Below are 15,721 nucleotides of genomic sequence, written 5' to 3'. Positions count from 1 at the left end.
ACCTCGTCCGAGGCGTGCCCGAGCACGCCGGCGAACACCCGCGCGCGGAACCAGTCCAGCTCGCCGGCCGCGCAGGCCGCCCAGACCGCGGGCATCCGCCCCACGAGCGCGTAGGCGTCGTCCAGCACACCGCTGGCGAACGGCCGGGAGCAGTTCAGCACCGCCGCGAGCTCGTCGGGCAGGAACTCGCTCGTCCCCGGCACCGGCGAACCCGGCCCGCGGCGGCGCGCACCGGGGTGCCCGGGAGGCGGGTCGTCGGCGTCGGGCCGGTCGGCGGCCAGCCCCATCACCAGCTCCGCCTCGTAGGCGGCGTCCATGGCCCGGCGCGCCTGCAGCCGCCGCAGCTCGGCGGCCTTCTCCGCGTCGGAGAGCGCCGCGACCGGCAACCGCGCGACCGTCGGCCGCAGCTCCAGCAGCCACCCCACGAGCGCGGCCTCGAGAGGGCTGCGTCTCAGCTCGGCGGTGGGCACGGCTCGAACATACGTACGAGCTGCGACAGTTCTGCGCCCAGCCCCGAGGCGTCGACTGGTCCGGCCCCCCGGAGGCGGGCCGGGGACGAGCTGAGCGATCTCCGTCCGGGGCGCTGGGAGGGGTGTGCGGTGCGGCCAGTACGGTCAGCCGTCCGTCCGACCAGGCAGGAGGCCCGATGTCCGGGAACCCGGAGATGCTGCTCGTGGTGAACCGGGCGGCGGGGACCGCCCAGGACGACCGGGTGGAGGCGGCGGTCGCCGGGTTGCGCGCGGGCGGCGAGGTCGCCGTCGCCGCGACCGCCGACGCCGGTGACCTCGACGAGGCGCTGGCCGCCCACCCCGGCTCCCGTGTCGTGGTGCTGGGCGGCGACGGCTCGGTGCACGCCGTGGTCGCCGCACTCGACCGGGCCGGGCGGCTCTCGGCCGACGAGCCGGTCGGCATCATCGCGTGCGGCACGGGCAACGACCTGGCCCGCACGCTCGGGCTGCCGCTGGACCCGGCCGACGGCGCCGCCGCCGTGCTGGCCGGGGTGCCGCGGCGGCTGGACCTGCTCCGCGACGACGCCGGGGCCGTGGTGGTCAACGCCGTCCACGCCGGGGTGGGCGCGGAGGCCGCGGCCGAGGCGCACCGGCTCAAGCAGCGGCTCGGCGCGGTCGCCTACCCGGTCGGCGCCGCGATCGCCGGGCTGGGGGACACCGGCTGGCCGCTGCGCGTGGAGGTCGACGGGCGGGTCGCCGTCCACGAGACGGAGGGCTGGGCCGCCGACGGCGACCAGCCCGTGCTCATGGTCGGGGTGTGCAACGGCGCGACGATCGGTGGCGGCACCGCGCTCGCCCCGGACGCGCGGCCCGACGACGGCCTCGCCGACGTGGTGGTCTGCGCGGCGACCGGGCCGGTCGCGCGAGCGGCCTATGCGGCGGCGCTCACCGCGGGGCGGCACCTCGACCGGCCGGACGTGCTGCTGCTGCGCGGTCGCGAGGTGCGGATCTCCGGCGGACCGGTGCCCGTCGACGCCGACGGGGAGCTCGGCGAGGTGCCCGGGGCCGGTGGCTGGCGGCTCGCGCACCACGCCTGGTCGGTGCTGGTGCCGCGGTAGCCCGGAGCTCAGCCCCGGCCCTCCAGCCGGCGCCGGACGACGGCGGCCTGCTCCGGGGAGCCGATCAGCGCGCCGATCTCGGCCTGCTCGGCGGCCAGCCCCTCGGCGAGCGGCACCCGGCCGGCGAGGTCGACCAGCCGCTTGACCGCCCGGGTGGCGCTGCGGCCGTGCCCGGCGATCTCGGTGGCCAGCTCCAGCGCGGCGGCGAGCGGGTCGGCGGCCTCGCGGGTGGCCAGGCCGAGCCGCACCGCCTCGGTGCCCGACACCCTCCGCCCGGTGAGCGCCAGCTCCTTGGCGACGTCGCGGCCGACCAGCTCGGGCAGCAGCTGGGTGCCGCACATGTCGGGCGCGATGCCCCAGAGGACCTCCATCAGCGCCAGCTGCGCGTCGGGGGCGACCAGCCGGATGTCGGCGCCCAGGGCGATCTGCAGGCCACCGCCGAACGCCACGCCGTGCACCGCCGCGATCACCGGGGCGGGGACCAGCGACCACACGTGCACCACCTGCTGGGCCAGCGCGCGGGCCGCGCCCAGCGGCTCCGGGGCGGTCGCCTCGCGCTCGCGGGTCCGCTCCTGCCCACGCTCGGCCATGTCCGCGAAGGAGCCGAAGTCCAGGCCGGCGCAGAAGGCCCGGCCGGCGCCGGTCAGCACCACCGCGCCGACGTCGTCCCGGGTCATCAGCTCCTTGCCGGTGGCCAGGATCGCCGCGAACATCGCCGGGTCCAGCGCGTTCATCTTCTCGGGCCGGTCCAGCCGGACGGTCGCCACGCCGTCGGTCACCGTGAGCGCCACCCGGCGCGAGACGTCGTCAGCCATGATCGCTGTCTACGGGCGGCCGGCCCCGCCTGTCAACGCGCGGTCCGGTCCCCGGGGCTACCGTCCGGCCATGAGCTCCGCCGCCCGCACCGCTGCCCGCCTGCTGCTCGGCGCGGTCATGGTGACCGCGGGCGTGCTGCACCTGACCACCCACCGCGAGGAGTTCCGCGCCCAGGTGCCGGCCTGGTTCCCGGTCGACGAGGACCTCACGGTGCTGGGGTCGGGCGTCGTCGAGATCGCCCTCGGGGCGTCGTTCGTCGCGCTCCCGCGCAAGCGTCGGCTCGTCGGCGCGCTGCTCGCGGCGTTCTTCGTGGTGGTCTTCCCGGGCAACGTCGCGCAGTACGTCGAGGGCACCGACGCGTTCGGCCTCGACACCGACCGCAAGCGGCTGGTGCGGTTGTTCTTCCAGCCGCTGCTGGTGCTCTGGGCGCTGTACGGCGGCGGCCGCCTGCGGCGGCGCCGACGGGGCTGAGCCGCCGGCGAGCGGTCGCCACCCGGCGCGTCGCCCTCAGCCCCGGGGGAAGAGCGCCCAGACGTGCTTGCAGTGCTCCTCGGGGACCCACCCGTACGCGGTGGCGTAGGCCGCGATCATGAACAGGCCGTAACCGCCCTGGCCGGCCGGGCGGCCCGGGCTCGGGGACGGTGGCATGTCGGAGGCTGCGTCCGTGACGTCGACGAGCCAGTGCCCGGGGAGCGTGCACACGCGGAGGCCGACGGGCTGGCGACCGTGGCGCAGGCCGTTGGAGGTGAGCTCGTCCAACCCCAGGACCATGCGCTCGGCCGCCTCCTCGTGGTCCGCGGGATCTCCGAACGCTGCGGCGTCGGCCAGCCGGCGGCGCACCTCCGAACGCGCCCGGCCCACGTCCCGCAGGGTGCCGAGGACGCGCTGCCAGCAGTCGTGGGCGTGCGGCAGGGCGCTCTGGCCCCACGCGACCGACGACATCGGGGACGCCGGCGTGGCGCGCCGGCCGACCCGCCCAGCCACGGGTGAGCGGGGCGCGGGGAGGTCGGTCACGGTGAGGGCTCCGCTCTCGGTCGGGTCGAGCACGAGCGGGCGGTCGCCCCACCCAACCAGGCCGGCCGACCCACCGCACCCCGTCCCCGTCGACGCCCCGGTCGGCGGAGCTAGCCGAGGACGGTGCCGGGGGGCACCGCGGTCGGGACGTCGCGGGCCAGCTCGTCATCGCGGGGCGGGCCCGACCACTCGACCATCAGGAGCGATGCGTCGTCCGAGGTCCGTCCGCCGCGTCCCCGGAGCAACGCGTGCGAGAGCAGGCGGACCGTCTCGGCCGGCGGGAGCTCGTGGACGGCGTTGGCCTCGATGAACTCCCGCAGCCGCCGCTCACCGAACTGGGCGCCGCCCTCCAGCCGTTCCTCGACCACGCCGTCGGTGAAGAACAGCACCCGGTCCCGCGGGCGGAGCGTGGTCGAGTGGACGTGCGGCCGGGCGTCGCCGAACCCGACCGGCCGGCTGACCCGTCCGGCCAGCTCGCCGATGACCCGGCCCCCGCGGATGAGCAGGCCGGGCGGGTGGCCGGCGTTGACCCAGGTCAGCCGTCCGGTCGCTGTCTCCAGGCGCCCCACGAGGGCCGTCGCGAACCGGCCGGGGAAGGAGGTGCCCATGACCGCGTCCATCTCCGCGTAGATGTCGGGCAGGTCGCTGCCGCTGAGCCGGCCGTGGCGGTAGGCGGCGATGAGGAGGGTCGCCATCGTCGCCGCCTCGACCCCGTGACCCATGGCGTCGAAGACCGCCAGGTGCAGCGTGTGCTCGTCCAGGGAGTAGTCGAAGCTGTCGCCACCGACGTCGTAGGCCGGTTCGAGGGCGCCGGCCAGGGCGATGTCCGGTGTCGTCATGACCAGCGGCGGGAGCATCTGCCACTGCAGGTGCGCCGACAGGCTCATGGGGGAGGACATGCGGGTGCGGGCGAAGGTGTCGGTGTAACCGGACTTGGTCACCACCAGGTCGGCCGTCAGGCCCGCGATCCGCTGGGCCAGCCGGCGGTCGTTGTCGTCGACCTGCGGGAGCGTCAGCCCCAGCACCCCGACCCGGTCGGAGCCGTCCAGCATCGGGATGTAGAGGCGGATGCCGCCCCCGGGCAGCGGCACCTCGCACGGGCTGTCGGTGCGGAAAGCCGTTCCCGCGTAACTGCCGTCGATCGGTTCCGGTCGCCCGCCGAGGCCGGCGCCCCGCAGCGGCCGCAGGACCGCGTGCTCGAAGTCCTGCAGGTAGATGGCGACGTCGCTCCCGCCCATCGCGGCGATCTCCTGGGCGACGAGCGGCCCGACCAGCCGGGGCGGCATGAGGTGGGCCCGGTCGAGGAGGGAGCCGAGGAGGCGTTCGCCGAGGCTCTCCCCCCGGGACCTCCCGTCCGGATCCGCGAAGCCGAGCCCCGTCAGGGTGCCTTCCGCCTTGCCCGGTGCGTACGTCTGAGCCGCTTCGTCCTGCGTCATCCCTCGCCCACTGCTCGTGGCCGCGGTGCCGCGACCCGGCCGACTCTTCCGGATGGGGTACGGCGGGGCAAGGGACCACCGGTGATCGTCGTCTCCTCGTCCTACCGGCCGGTAGGCGGTGCCGCCCGCGACCACGGGATAGGTTCGTCCGGACGACGGCACGGCAGGGGAGTGGCACGTGGGCAGATCGGTGCTGGTGACAGGCGGCAACCGGGGGATCGGGCTCGCCATCGCCCGCTCCTTCGCCGAGCAGGGGGACTCGGTCGCGGTCACCCACCGCGGCAGCGGCGCCCCTGACGGGCTGTTCGGCGTGCGCTGCGACGTCACGAGCGCCGAGGACGTCGACCGCGCCTTCACCGAGGTCGAGGAGCGCCAGGGCCCGGTCGAGGTGCTGGTGAGCAACGCCGGGATCACCCGAGACGGGCTGCTCATGCGGATGAGGGAGGAGGACTTCACCGACGTCCTCGACGCCAACCTCACCGCCGCGTACCGGGTCTCCAAGCGCGCGGCCGCCAAGATGGTGCGTGCCCGCTCCGGCCGCATGGTCTTCGTGTCCTCGGTCGTCGGGCTGCTCGGCTCGGCCGGCCAGACGAACTACGCCGCGTCGAAGGCGGGGCTCGTGGGGCTGGCCCGCTCGATCGCCCGCGAGCTGGGCAGCCGGGGCATCACGGCCAACGTCGTCGCGCCCGGGTTCGTCACCACCGACATGACCGCGGAGCTGCCCGAGGCCCGGCAGAAGGAGATCCTCGGGCAGGTGCCGCTGGGCCGGTACGCCGACGCCGAGGAGATCGCCGGCGTCGTGCGCTTCCTGGCGAGCGATGCGGCGGGCTACATCACCGGGGCGGTCGTCCCGGTCGACGGCGGACTGGGAATGGGGCACTGATGAGCGGCATCCTCGAGGGCAAGAAGGTCCTGATCACCGGGGTCCTCACCGAGGCGTCGATCGCCTTCGCCACGGCCCGGCTCGCGCAGGAGCAGGGGGCCACCGTCGTCCTCTCCAACTTCGGCCGGGCGCTGTCGCTGTGCCAGCGGATCGCCAAGCGACTGCCGCAGGAGGCCGCCGTCGTCGAGCTGGACGTCACCGACACGGAGCACCTGGCCACGCTGGCCGACCGGCTGCGCGAGCAGGGGTTCGACTCCCTCGACGGCGTCGTCCACTCGATCGGCTTCGCGCCGCAGGAGGCGATGGGGGAGGGGTTCCCCGAGGTCGCCTGGGAGCACGCCGCGACCGCCTTCCAGGTCTCGTCCTGGTCCTACGCCTCGCTCACCCAGGCCTGCCGGCCGCTGCTGGCCGACCCCTCCTCGGTCGTCGGCCTCACCTTCGACGCCTCCGTCGCCTGGCCGGTGTACGGCTGGATGGGCGCGGCCAAGGCGGCGCTGGAGTCGGTGAGCCGCTACGTGGCCCGCGAGCTCGGCCCCCAGGGCGTGCGGTCCAACATCGTCGCCGCCGGGCCGCTGCGCAGCATGGCGATGAAGTCCATCCCGGGGAGCAAGCAGTTCGAGGAGGCGTGGGAGGGGCGTGCCCCGCTGGGCTGGTCGGTCACCGACACCGAGCCCGCCGGCAAGGCCGTCGTCGCCCTGCTCTCCGACTGGTTCCCCGCCACCACCGGCGAGATCGTCCACGTCGACGGGGGCTTCCACGCCGTCGGCGTGTGAGTGCATCCGGCGACGCCCCGCAACAGGAAAGAACCCACGTGCCCCGCGCCATCGTCGACATCACCCCGGCCGGCCAGCGTCCCGACGAGGACCCGTCGCTGGCCGTCCGCAACAACGGCGGCGTCCCGCCGTCGGCCGAGCCCGCCCCGCCCGGGCGGCGGGAGGCGCTGCTCCTGCTCTCCTTCGGCGGCCCCGAGGGCCACGACGACGTGATGCCGTTCCTCGAGAACGTCACCCGCGGCCGCGGCATCCCGCGCGAGCGGCTGGAGGAGGTCGCCGAGCACTACCACCACTTCGGCGGCGTCAGCCCCATCAACGACCAGAACAAGGCCCTGCTGGCGGCGCTCGAGGCGGAGCTGCGCGCAGCCGGGATCGACCTGCCCGTCTACTGGGGCAACCGGAACTGGGCGCCGTACGTCGAGGACGTCTGGCAGCAGATGGCCGACGACGGCATCCAGCACGCCTACGTGCTCGCCACCTCGGCCTACGCCTCGTTCTCGGGGTGCCGGCAGTACCACGAGGACATCGCCCGGGCCCGCGCAGCGCTGACCGGCGATGCCGCCGCGCCGGGTGGCCCGACCGCGGAGAAGCTGCCGCACTACTTCGACGCCGACGGCTTCGTGCGGGCCAACGCCGACGCCCTCGCCGCCGCGCTCGCCGAGCTGCCGGCCGACGTGCGCGGCTCCGCCCGCCTGGTCGCGACGGCGCACAGCATCCCGGACACGATGGCCGCCGTCGCCGGGCCGGAGGGGCACGCCTACGAGGCGGAGCTGCAGGCCGCCGCGCAGCAGGTCGTCGCCCTCGCCGCCCCCGGCCGGCCCTTCGACCTCGTGTGGCAGAGCCGCAGCGGCCCGCCGTCGGTGCCGTGGCTGGAGCCCGACGTCAACGACCACCTGGAGGCGCTCGCCGAGGCGGGGGAGCAGGCGGTCGTGCTCTTCCCCGTCGGCTTCGTCAGCGACCACCTCGAGGTGATCTGGGACCTGGACAACGAGGCGAAGGAGACCGCCGAGCGGCTGGGCCTGGCCTTCGCGCGGGCGGCCACCGCCGGCACGCACCCGGCCTTCGTGACGGCGCTCCGCGAGCTGCTCGAGGAGCGCCGGGCCGGCGGGGAACCGCGGCTGGGCACCAACTGCCCCGCGTTCTGCTGCTACACCCCGCCGCGTCCGGCGCGACCGGCGAGCTGACCCGCCTCCTCCCCGGGCGTCCTGCCGGGGTGCTGCAGCCCCCGGGGAGCGCGAGTCCGGCCCGGGGAGCGTGCGCCGGCGGGTCGACGCCGCCGCGCGGGGACGAGGTGCGGCGTCACCGCGGGACCCGGTTCGCGGGCGGCGGAGCCGGCCCCCGTCACCGCGGGATCCAGTTGCAGGCGGCGGTGAGCGCCTCCCGCACGGCGGTCGACAGCGGCCGCAGCGCCTCGTCGCGGGCGGCGGCCTGGCGGTGGGTCACCGCCCCGCCGGGGGCGTCGGCGAGCGCCAGGTCGAGCACCGCGGCCAGCCGCATGCCCCGCGCCAGCAGCGACAGCGCCAGCGGATCGGTGTCGTCGGGCAGCGCCACCCCGCGCACCGGCCGGCCGAGGTCGGCCAGCAGCGCGGGCACCTCGGGGTGCCACCGGGCGAGGTCCAGGTCGGCCAGGGTGCGGGCGGCGTCGCCCATGGCCAGGTCCAGCGCCCCGGATGCCGCGCGCAGCGTCCCCTCCACGGCCGGCGGCGCGGCAGGGGCGCCGTCCAGCGGGAACGCCGTCCACTGCAGGACCTCGGGGCCGATCGGCTCGGGCACCAGCACCACCCGCTCGCCGACGGCGACCTGCCCTGCCTCCAGCCCGAGCGGCGCGAGCCCTGGCACGGCCGGCAGGCCGCGGACGTCGCCGGGGGCGGGGAGCACCAGCCGCAGCCTCCGCTCGCCGAGCCCCCGCAGCGCGGTGAGCGCTCCCCCAGCGGGACGGCGGCCCCCGTCCCGGGCAGGCCGGTCACCCGGTGGGCGGCGTCGCCGGTGATCGCGTCGAGAGCTGCGTCGTAGGAGGCGCGGCCACCGAGCCAGGCCGTGGCCCAGACCGCGAGCCGGCCGGCGGGGAAGTCGTGCACCGGTCGAGGCTACGACGGCGCGGTGGCTCCGCAGGCGGGCGTCCGGGGCCCGGGGCTCTGCCAGACTCGGTGCATGGCGTGGTTGCTGTGGTTGATCGGGGCCGGGGCGCTGGCGGTCGGGGAGATGCTCACCCTCGACCTGGTGCTGCTCATGCTGGCCGGCGGGGCCGTCGGCGGGATGACGGTCGCGCTGCTCGGCGGTGCGCTGTGGCTGCAGCTGGCCACCTTCATCGTCATCTCGGGGGTGCTGCTGGTGGCGGTGCGGCCGATCGCGAAGAAGCACCTGACCGACCGCACACCGCTGCAGCTCGACGGCGTCGACACGCTCATCGGCCGGACGGCGGTGGTCACCGCGGACGTCGACGCCTCGGGCGGCCGGATCCGGATGGGTGCCGACGAGTGGAGCGCGCGCAGCCAGCACAGCGCGGAGTCCTTCGCCGTCGGCGAGACCGTGCGCATCATGCAGGTCGACGGCGCGACGGCGGTCGTGGGGGACGCGCTGGAGTGAACGTCGTCCCCCCGGGTGCTGACCCGGGTGGACCCGGCAGGGCAGGATCGACGGTGACCCCCGACTAAGGGAGCCAGCCGTGGATGCGGCGCTCATCGCACTGATCGTCGTCGCCGTGCTCGTGATCATCGTGATCGCGAAGAGCGTGACGATCGTCCCCCAGGCCCAGGCCAAGGTCGTCGAGCGGCTCGGCCGGTACAGCCGCACGCTCTCGCCCGGCCTCTCGGTGCTCGTCCCGTTCGTCGACCGCGTGCGCGCGACGATCGACCTGCGCGAGCAGGTCGTCTCCTTCCCGCCGCAGCCGGTGATCACCGCGGACAACCTCCAGGTCGGCATCGACACCGTCGTGTACTTCCAGGTCACCGACCCGCGACTGGCCGTCTACGGCATCGCCAACTACATCACCGGCATGGAGCAGCTGACGACGACCACGCTGCGCAACGTGGTCGGCGGGCTGAACCTCGAGGGCGCGCTCACCGGGCGCGACGGCATCAACAGCCAGCTGCGCTCGGTCCTCGACGGCACCACCGGGCCCTGGGGCCTGCGCGTGGCGCGCGTGGAGATCAAGGCCATCGACCCGCCGCCGTCGATCCAGGACTCGATGGAGAAGCAGATGCGGGCCGACCGCGACAAGCGCGCCATCATCCTGCAGGCCGAGGGTGCCCGGCAGTCGGCGATCACCACCGCCGAGGGTGAGAAGGCCGCCGCGATCCTCTCCGCGGAGGGCAAGAAGCAGTCGGCGATCCTCGAGGCGGAGGCCGAGCGGCAGAGCCGCATCCTGCGCGCGGAGGGTGAGCGGGCCGCGCTCTACCTGCAGGCGCAGGGCCAGGCGAAGTCGATCGAGACGGTCTTCCAGGCCATCCACGACGGCAAGCCCGACCAGGGTCTGCTGGCCTACCAGTACCTGCAGACGCTGCCGCAGATCGCGCAGGGCGACGCCAACAAGATGTGGATCGTGCCCAGCGAGTTCAGCAAGGCCCTCGAGGGGCTGGCCAACCTGGGCGGTGCCCAGGAGGGAACGTCCTGGATGGACGTCGAGCCCTCCGGCGACGGCGGCGGCGGTGCCAAGGAGGGCGGGCTGGACACCAGCTCCTGGTTCGAGTCGCAGCTGCCCCGGGCCGCCGACCAGCCGGAGGCGAAGATCGAGCTGTCCAGCATCAGCGACACCGCGCCCGCGGTGCCGACCCCGCCGCCCCTGGCCCAGGTCACCCAGGACGTGCAGGACAGCGGGCCGGCGGCCGATCCGCGCAACCGGGTCGGCAGCGACGACCCGGACGCCCCGGACGGCCCGCCACAGCTGCCCCCGCGGTCCTAGCTCGCCGTGGTGGTCCGCGGCACGGGGGCCGGAGGCCTCCTGCCGCGGACCACGCAGCGGCTCAGCGGCGGCCGGGACGGTACCCGGCCGCGGTGTCGTCCGGAGGACGACGAGGTGCTCAGTCCTTGAGCAGGCCCTCGCGGAGCTTGGCCAGCGTCTGGCTGAGCAGGCGGGAGACGTGCATCTGCGAGATGCCGATGTCGGCGGCGATCTGCGACTGGGTCATGTTGCCGAAGAACCGCAGGATGAGGATGCGCCGCTCGCGGGCCGGGATCGTGGCCAGCAGCGGCTGGAGCGACTCGCGGTACTCCACGCCCTCGAGCGCGGCGTCCTCCTCGCCCAGCGTCGCCGCCAGGGTGGGGGAGTCGTCCTCGCCGGAGAGCCGCTCGTCCAGCGAGCTGCTGCGGTAGGCGTTGGCGACCGCCAGGCCCTCCAGCACCTCGGCGCGCGGGATGCCCAGGTGCTCGGCGAGCTCCGACGGCGTCGGCGCGCGGCCGTTCTTCTGCGCCAGTTCGCCCACCGCCGCGTTGAGCGACAGGTGCAGCTCCTGCAGGCGCCGCGGGACGCGGACCGACCAGCCCTGGTCGCGGAAGTGCCGCTTGATCTCACCGGTGATCGTCGGGACGGCGAAGGACAGGAACTCCACGCCGCGGGTCGGGTCGAACCGGTCGATGGCCGCGATCAGCCCGAGGGTGCCCACCTGGAGGAGGTCGTCGAAGGGTTCCCCGCGGTTGCTGAACCGCCGGGCGAAGTGCCGGACGAGCGGCAGGTGCTCCTCGACCAGGATCTCGCGCAGCCGCTCGCGGCGCGGGTCGTCCTTGTCGAGCGTGGCGAGCTCGGCGAAGAGCGGGGCCGTCCGCTCGGCCCGGCGCCGGTTCTCCGACAGCGGAGGGGCGTCCGGCTCGGCGGCGTCCTCGGCCGGCCCGCCCGGGGCGGCCGGCGTGGGCTGCTCGGGGGCGTCGACCGGCTCGCCCGCCGCAGGGGCGACCGGCGTGCCGTCGGTGGCGTCCAGTGGTTCCTCCTCGACGGAGTCGGCGGCGGCCGACCTGCTCATCGGGCCACCGAGAGGTTGTCGTCGCTGCCCACCCCGGCCGGGTGCTGGCCCGGCAGGTACTTGGCGAGGGAGATGACGGCGACCGGCTCGTCGCCGCCGGAACCGCCCGGCATCTCGCGCTCGGTGGCCCGGCGGCCCTCGACGGAGTCGACCAGCGCGGCGAGCACCGCCCAGCCGAAGCCGTCGGTGGGGACCTCGGTGCCGTCCGCGGTGGGCACCCAGGCGCTGATGTGCAGGCCGGCCCGCGTGGTCTCGAAGACGACGGTCAGCGGCGCGTCGCCCAGGACGATCGTCGACAGCGTGGCGCAGGCCTCGTCGACCGCGAGGCGGAGGTCCTCCACCGCGTCGAGGTCGTAGTCCATCCGCATCGCCAGGTCACCGGCCATGGCCCGCACCGCGGGCAGCTGGGTCGGTGTGGTGGGCACCCGCAGCTCCAGTCGTTCCGCGCGCCGTCCGTCCTGCGCGAGGGGGCCCCTCGAGTCGACCATCCGTCGTCCGCTCCTTCGTTCCCGGCGCGCTCGACCCTCGAGCCGCGGCGGTGCTCCGTGTCGCGCCGCCCGGCCCCGGAGGGCCCGGACCAGGCGCCCGGTCGGTGCACAAGGTGCTTGGTTACCCGGTGCTGGCCGACCGCGAAACGTGGCCCGGGCCACGGGTTCCACGGCCCCGGCACGCGGTTGCCGCCGCCCGGACCCTGCGGTTTGCTGGCCCGAGATGAGCACCGGTCCCGGCAGTCTGCCACCTCCCGTCGACAGCGCCCTGGTCGAGGGCTCCGCCGTGGTGCTCGCTGCCCTGGAGTCCGCGCCCGACGCCCTGTTCTTCCTCGCGGCCGACGCAGCGGAGCCGCTGTGGGCCAACGCCCGTGCCCGCGGGCTGGACACCGGCCGCGGCGGCCTGCCCGAGCTCTCCGGCCGCCCGCTGGCCGACCTGGTGGACGCCGCGGTGCGCGCCGGGCAGGTCGAGACCCTCAGCGGCGCCCTCGGTCCCGGGGGTCCCCTGGCGACGGCCACGGCGCGGCCGGTGGCGGTCGACGGCCGGCCGGGTGCCTTCCTCGTCATCGAGGCGCTCGCCGCCGACGACGTGCAGCGCGCCCAGCAGGCGCTGCTGCCGCCGGCGTTGCCGATGCTGCCCGACGTCGTCCTGTCCGGGAGCTACCACCGGGCCGCCGAGCTCTCCGCGGCCGGGGGCGACTGGTACGACGCCGTGCCTCTCGGGAAGGGGCAGATCGCCCTGGTCGTCGGGGACGCCGTCGGCCACGGGGTGGCCGCGGCCGGTGCGATGAGCCGGCTGCGCGGCGCGCTCCGCTCGACCCTACTCGGCGACCCGGAACCGGCGGCGGTGCTCGGCGCCCTGGACGCCTTCGCGGCCCAGATGGAGGACGTCGAGGGGACGTCGGTGTTCTACGGTCTGCTCGACGCCGCCACCGGCCGCCTGGTCTACACCGCGGCCGGGCACCCGGCACCCCTGGTGGTCCAGGGGGACGGGAGCAGCGCCTTCCTGGCGGTGACGCCCCGGCCACCGCTCGGCAGCCTCCCCGGTGCCCCGGCCCCGGTGCACGAGATCCACCTCGCCCAGGGCGACACGCTCGTGCTGTTCTCCAACGGGGCGGTCACCGGCCTCGACGAGCCGCCCGCCGCGGCGCTGGAGCGGCTCGGGGCGGCCGCGCGCGCGGTGCTGGACGAGCCCGGTGCCCTCGACGTCGAGGCGGCGGCCGGGCTCGCGGGCGCGATCGCCGAGGGGGCGCGCCGGCCGCACGGGTGGCTGGACGACGTCGCCGTCCTGGTCGCCCACCGGCGGGCGACGACGCAGGAGGCGCTGCGGCTGGAACTGCCCGCGGTGCCGTCGGCGCTGCCCGGCGTGCGCCGGCGGCTCAACGCCTGGCTGACCGGGCTGGGCATGGGGGAGCAGGACCGGGTGGGCGTCATGGTCGCGGTGGGTGAGGCCTGCGCCAACGCCGCCGAGCACGCCTACCGCGGCGTCGAGCCCGGCCCGATGACGGTGACCGCCCAGGTCGACGTCGACGGCGTCCTCACCGTGACGGTGCACGACGAGGGCACCTGGCGCCCGCCGGACCGCGACCCCGGCGACCGGGGACGCGGGCTGCTGATCATGCGGCAGCTGGTCGACGGGGTCACCCTCATCGAGGACCACGGCACGACGGTGACGCTGAGCTTCCGGCTGCGGCGGACCCCCGACGAGGAGACCGACCCCCACCGCGCCGTCGAGGGCGCCGACGTGGTGGTCGACCGCGACGGCCCGCGCCCGGTCGTGCGGGCCGCGGGGGCGATCGACGCGACCGCCGCCGAGCAGCTGCGCATCCGGATGCTGGAGGCCAGCCACGGTGGTGCCACACCGATGGAGCTCGACCTGTGCGAGGTCGGCCTGTTCAGCAGCGCGGCGGTCCGCGTGGTGCTGGCCATGGCCCGCATCGCCCGGGACGAGTCGTGGCGGCTGGGGGTGCTCGCCCCCGAGGGCGGCGTGACCCGCCACGTGCTCGAGATCAGCGGCCTCGGCGGGCTGGTGGACCTCCGCTGAGGTGTGACGGTCCGTACCGCGGCGTTTGCGGACCGCCCGCGGTGCCCATGGACGGCCCGTGAGACTGCGGCGCAGCGACGTGTACGGCCCCGGTTACCGGCGTCGCAAGGCCGGGCGGGGGTTCGCCTACTACGACACCGACGGCAGCCTGATCAAGGACGACCGGCTGGACCGGATCCGCGGGCTGGCGATCCCGCCCGCGTGGAAGGACGTCTGGATCTGCCCGTGGCCGAACGGCCACATCCAGGCGACCGGGGTCGACGCCGCCGGGCGCCGGCAGTACCGCTACCACGACGAGTGGCGCGCCCGGCGCGACGCGGAGAAGCACGAGCGGGTGCTGGAGATCGCCCGCCAGCTGCCCGACGTCCGCGACGCGGTGCGGGCCGGCCTGCGCACCCGCGGGCTCACCCGCGACCGGGTGCTGGCCACCGCCATCCGGTTGCTCGACCTCGGCGCCTTCCGCGTCGGCAGCGAGCAGTACGAGGAGGAGAACGGCACCTACGGCCTGGCCACCCTCAAGCGGGCGCACGTGTCGGTGCGCGGCGAGCGGACGTTCTACTCCTACGTCGCCAAGGGCGGGATCGAGCGCGAGGTGGAGATCACCGACCGGCCCACCGCCACCGTCGTCCGCCAGCTGCTGGAGCGCCCGGCCGAGGCCGGGGAGGACCTGCTCGCGTACCAGGACGAGGACGGCGGGTGGCGGGACGTGACCAGCGCGGAGATCAACGCCTACCTGAAGGAGATCAGCGGCGCGGAGATCTCCGCCAAGGACTTCCGCACCTGGACGGCGACGGTGCTGATGGCCGCCGCGCTGGCCGAGTCGCCCCCGCCGGCGTCGAAGACCGCCCGCAAGAAGGTGGTGACCGCCGCCTACAAGCGGGTCAGCGAGCAGCTGGGCAACACGCCCGCGGTCTGCAAGGCCAGCTACGTCGACCCACGCGTCGTCGACCGGTTCGAGCACGGGGAGACCGTCGCCGAGGCGCTGCAGGAGGCGGACGAGGCGGACGCCGACCGGGACACCCAGAAGGTGCTCGAGCAGGCCGTCTGCCGGCTGCTCTCGGCCTGAGCACGACGAGGGCCCCCGCCGCTGTGCGGCGGGGGCCCTCGTCGGGACTGGGTGCTCTACCGGGCGTCGGCGATCGTGAACAGGTCGATCAGGCCGGTCACCTCGAGCGGCCGGGTGACGGCGCGCGTGGTGGCGATCAGCCGGAGGGCGACCTCGCGGCTGCGGGCGGACTTCTGCGTCTCGACGAGGACGGCGAGACCGGCGGAGCCCAGGAACTGGACGCCGGACAGGTCGATCACCAGCTCACGCGGCTGCTGCTCGAGCTGGCTGTCCAGGGTCGAACGGAGCACGGGAGCGGTGAAGGTGTCCACCTCGCCGACGACCGTGACCGTGACAGCGCCGTCCTCGTCGGTGGAGGTCGACAGCGTGATCACGTCGTCGAAGGGTGCCTCGGTGCCCTCGGTCGACACGTCGGGCTGCCCCTCGGCGGGCAGGTCGGAAGTGGTCACGGACAGTGGCTCCTCTCGGCGGACCCGGACGACGGGCCGCCCGGACAATCTACCGCTGTGCGGCGCCGGGGACGCGGGCCCCCGGCTCGCGGTGGTCGAACGTGTCGCGCACCGGACCCGGGGCCCGGCACGTCGCGGCTGCCTGCTGAACCGCGGCCCCAACGTAGACAACCTGCCGGGCGCGCGCCAACCCGCCCCCCGGGGACCACCCGGTGGGGGCGGCGGGGGGC

At 75.5% G+C, this 15,721-nt stretch carries 16 protein-coding genes and 1 pseudogene; 9 read left to right on the top strand and 8 right to left on the bottom strand.

The window, feature by feature from the left end; translation table 11 throughout:
- Positions 1-470: pseudogene (locus tag E9549_RS20365) on the bottom strand (HNH endonuclease); the annotation flags it as partial.
- Positions 471-646: 176 nt separating this feature from the next.
- Here E9549_RS20365 and E9549_RS20360 point away from each other — a divergent pair.
- Positions 647-1,567, top strand: a complete 921-nt coding sequence (locus E9549_RS20360; RefSeq protein WP_236828412.1) for a diacylglycerol kinase family protein — start codon at positions 647-649, stop codon at positions 1,565-1,567.
- Positions 1,568-1,575: 8 nt separating this feature from the next.
- On the opposite strand, the gene E9549_RS20355 is transcribed toward E9549_RS20360, so the two are convergent.
- Positions 1,576-2,382, bottom strand: coding sequence for a crotonase/enoyl-CoA hydratase family protein (locus E9549_RS20355; RefSeq protein ID WP_236828411.1), 807 nt, complete (start codon positions 2,380-2,382; stop codon positions 1,576-1,578).
- 70 nt (positions 2,383-2,452) lie between these two features.
- Here E9549_RS20355 and E9549_RS20350 point away from each other — a divergent pair, with 70 nt between their 5' ends.
- Positions 2,453-2,854 (top strand): hypothetical protein, encoded by a 402-nt coding sequence (locus E9549_RS20350; RefSeq protein WP_236828410.1) that lies wholly within the window; start codon positions 2,453-2,455, stop codon positions 2,852-2,854.
- A gap of 36 nt (positions 2,855-2,890) precedes the next feature.
- Here E9549_RS20350 and E9549_RS20345 read toward each other — a convergent pair whose 3' ends face one another.
- Positions 2,891-3,397 carry an ATP-binding protein gene (locus E9549_RS20345; RefSeq protein ID WP_236828409.1) on the bottom strand — a complete coding sequence of 169 codons (507 nt, stop codon included), beginning with the start codon at positions 3,395-3,397 and terminating at the stop codon, positions 2,891-2,893.
- Between the two features lie 110 nt (positions 3,398-3,507).
- A complete protein-coding gene (locus E9549_RS20340; RefSeq protein ID WP_236828408.1) occupies positions 3,508-4,833 on the bottom strand; it encodes a PP2C family protein-serine/threonine phosphatase in 1,326 nt (441 codons plus the stop codon).
- Positions 4,834-5,011: 178 nt separating this feature from the next.
- On the opposite strand from E9549_RS20340, the gene fabG reads away from it, so the two are divergent.
- The 3 genes from fabG to E9549_RS20325 are packed head-to-tail and all read left to right on the top strand — an operon-like array spanning position 5,012 to position 7,673.
- On the top strand, positions 5,012-5,716 hold the full coding sequence (gene fabG, locus E9549_RS20335) for a beta-ketoacyl-ACP reductase (RefSeq protein WP_236828407.1): 705 nt from the start codon (positions 5,012-5,014) through the stop codon (positions 5,714-5,716).
- Positions 5,716-6,489, top strand: a complete 774-nt coding sequence (fabI, locus tag E9549_RS20330; protein ID WP_236828406.1) for an enoyl-ACP reductase FabI — start codon at positions 5,716-5,718, stop codon at positions 6,487-6,489. Before fabG ends, fabI begins: the two co-directional genes overlap by 1 nt.
- A 38-nt stretch (positions 6,490-6,527) precedes the next feature.
- A complete protein-coding gene (locus tag E9549_RS20325; protein WP_236828405.1) occupies positions 6,528-7,673 on the top strand; it encodes a ferrochelatase in 1,146 nt (381 codons plus the stop codon).
- Between the two features lie 157 nt (positions 7,674-7,830).
- Here E9549_RS20325 and E9549_RS20320 read toward each other — a convergent pair whose 3' ends face one another.
- Positions 7,831-8,367: a hypothetical protein gene (locus tag E9549_RS20320; RefSeq protein WP_236828404.1), complete on the bottom strand. Its 537-nt coding sequence runs from the start codon at positions 8,365-8,367 to the stop codon at positions 7,831-7,833.
- Positions 8,368-8,640: 273 nt separating this feature from the next.
- On the opposite strand from E9549_RS20320, the gene E9549_RS20315 reads away from it, so the two are divergent.
- Both E9549_RS20315 and E9549_RS20310 read left to right on the top strand, forming a co-directional pair.
- The gene (locus E9549_RS20315) at positions 8,641-9,075 is read left to right on the top strand and encodes an NfeD family protein (protein ID WP_236828403.1); all 435 of its coding nucleotides are present in this window, start codon (positions 8,641-8,643) and stop codon (positions 9,073-9,075) included.
- A 79-nt stretch (positions 9,076-9,154) separates the two neighbouring features.
- The gene (locus E9549_RS20310) at positions 9,155-10,390 is read left to right on the top strand and encodes an SPFH domain-containing protein (RefSeq protein ID WP_236828402.1); all 1,236 of its coding nucleotides are present in this window, start codon (positions 9,155-9,157) and stop codon (positions 10,388-10,390) included.
- Positions 10,391-10,508: 118 nt separating this feature from the next.
- Here the strand turns inward: E9549_RS20310 and E9549_RS20305 are convergent, their stop codons facing one another.
- Both E9549_RS20305 and E9549_RS20300 read right to left on the bottom strand, forming a co-directional pair.
- Positions 10,509-11,444 (bottom strand): RNA polymerase sigma factor SigF, encoded by a 936-nt coding sequence (locus tag E9549_RS20305; protein WP_236828401.1) that lies wholly within the window; start codon positions 11,442-11,444, stop codon positions 10,509-10,511.
- Positions 11,441-11,932, bottom strand: a complete 492-nt coding sequence (locus E9549_RS20300; RefSeq protein WP_236828400.1) for an ATP-binding protein — start codon at positions 11,930-11,932, stop codon at positions 11,441-11,443. Before E9549_RS20300 ends, E9549_RS20305 begins: the two co-directional genes overlap by 4 nt.
- A 223-nt stretch (positions 11,933-12,155) precedes the next feature.
- On the opposite strand from E9549_RS20300, the gene E9549_RS20295 reads away from it, so the two are divergent.
- Both E9549_RS20295 and E9549_RS20290 read left to right on the top strand, forming a co-directional pair.
- Positions 12,156-13,976, top strand: a complete 1,821-nt coding sequence (locus tag E9549_RS20295) for a SpoIIE family protein phosphatase (RefSeq protein WP_236828399.1) — start codon at positions 12,156-12,158, stop codon at positions 13,974-13,976.
- Between the two features lie 58 nt (positions 13,977-14,034).
- Entirely contained in the window at positions 14,035-15,042 is a 1,008-nt protein-coding gene (locus tag E9549_RS20290; protein ID WP_236828398.1) for a DNA topoisomerase IB, read from the top strand.
- 56 nt (positions 15,043-15,098) lie between these two features.
- Here E9549_RS20290 and E9549_RS20285 read toward each other — a convergent pair whose 3' ends face one another.
- Complete coding sequence (locus E9549_RS20285) at positions 15,099-15,491, bottom strand: STAS domain-containing protein (protein WP_091933845.1); 393 nt, start codon at positions 15,489-15,491, stop codon at positions 15,099-15,101.
- Between the last annotated feature and the right edge of the window lie 230 nt (positions 15,492-15,721).

Source organism: Blastococcus sp. MG754426 (assembly GCF_021699055.1).
In the GTDB taxonomy this organism is placed as follows: domain Bacteria; phylum Actinomycetota; class Actinomycetes; order Mycobacteriales; family Geodermatophilaceae; genus Blastococcus.
This window is presented reverse-complemented; position numbering and strand designations above follow the sequence as displayed.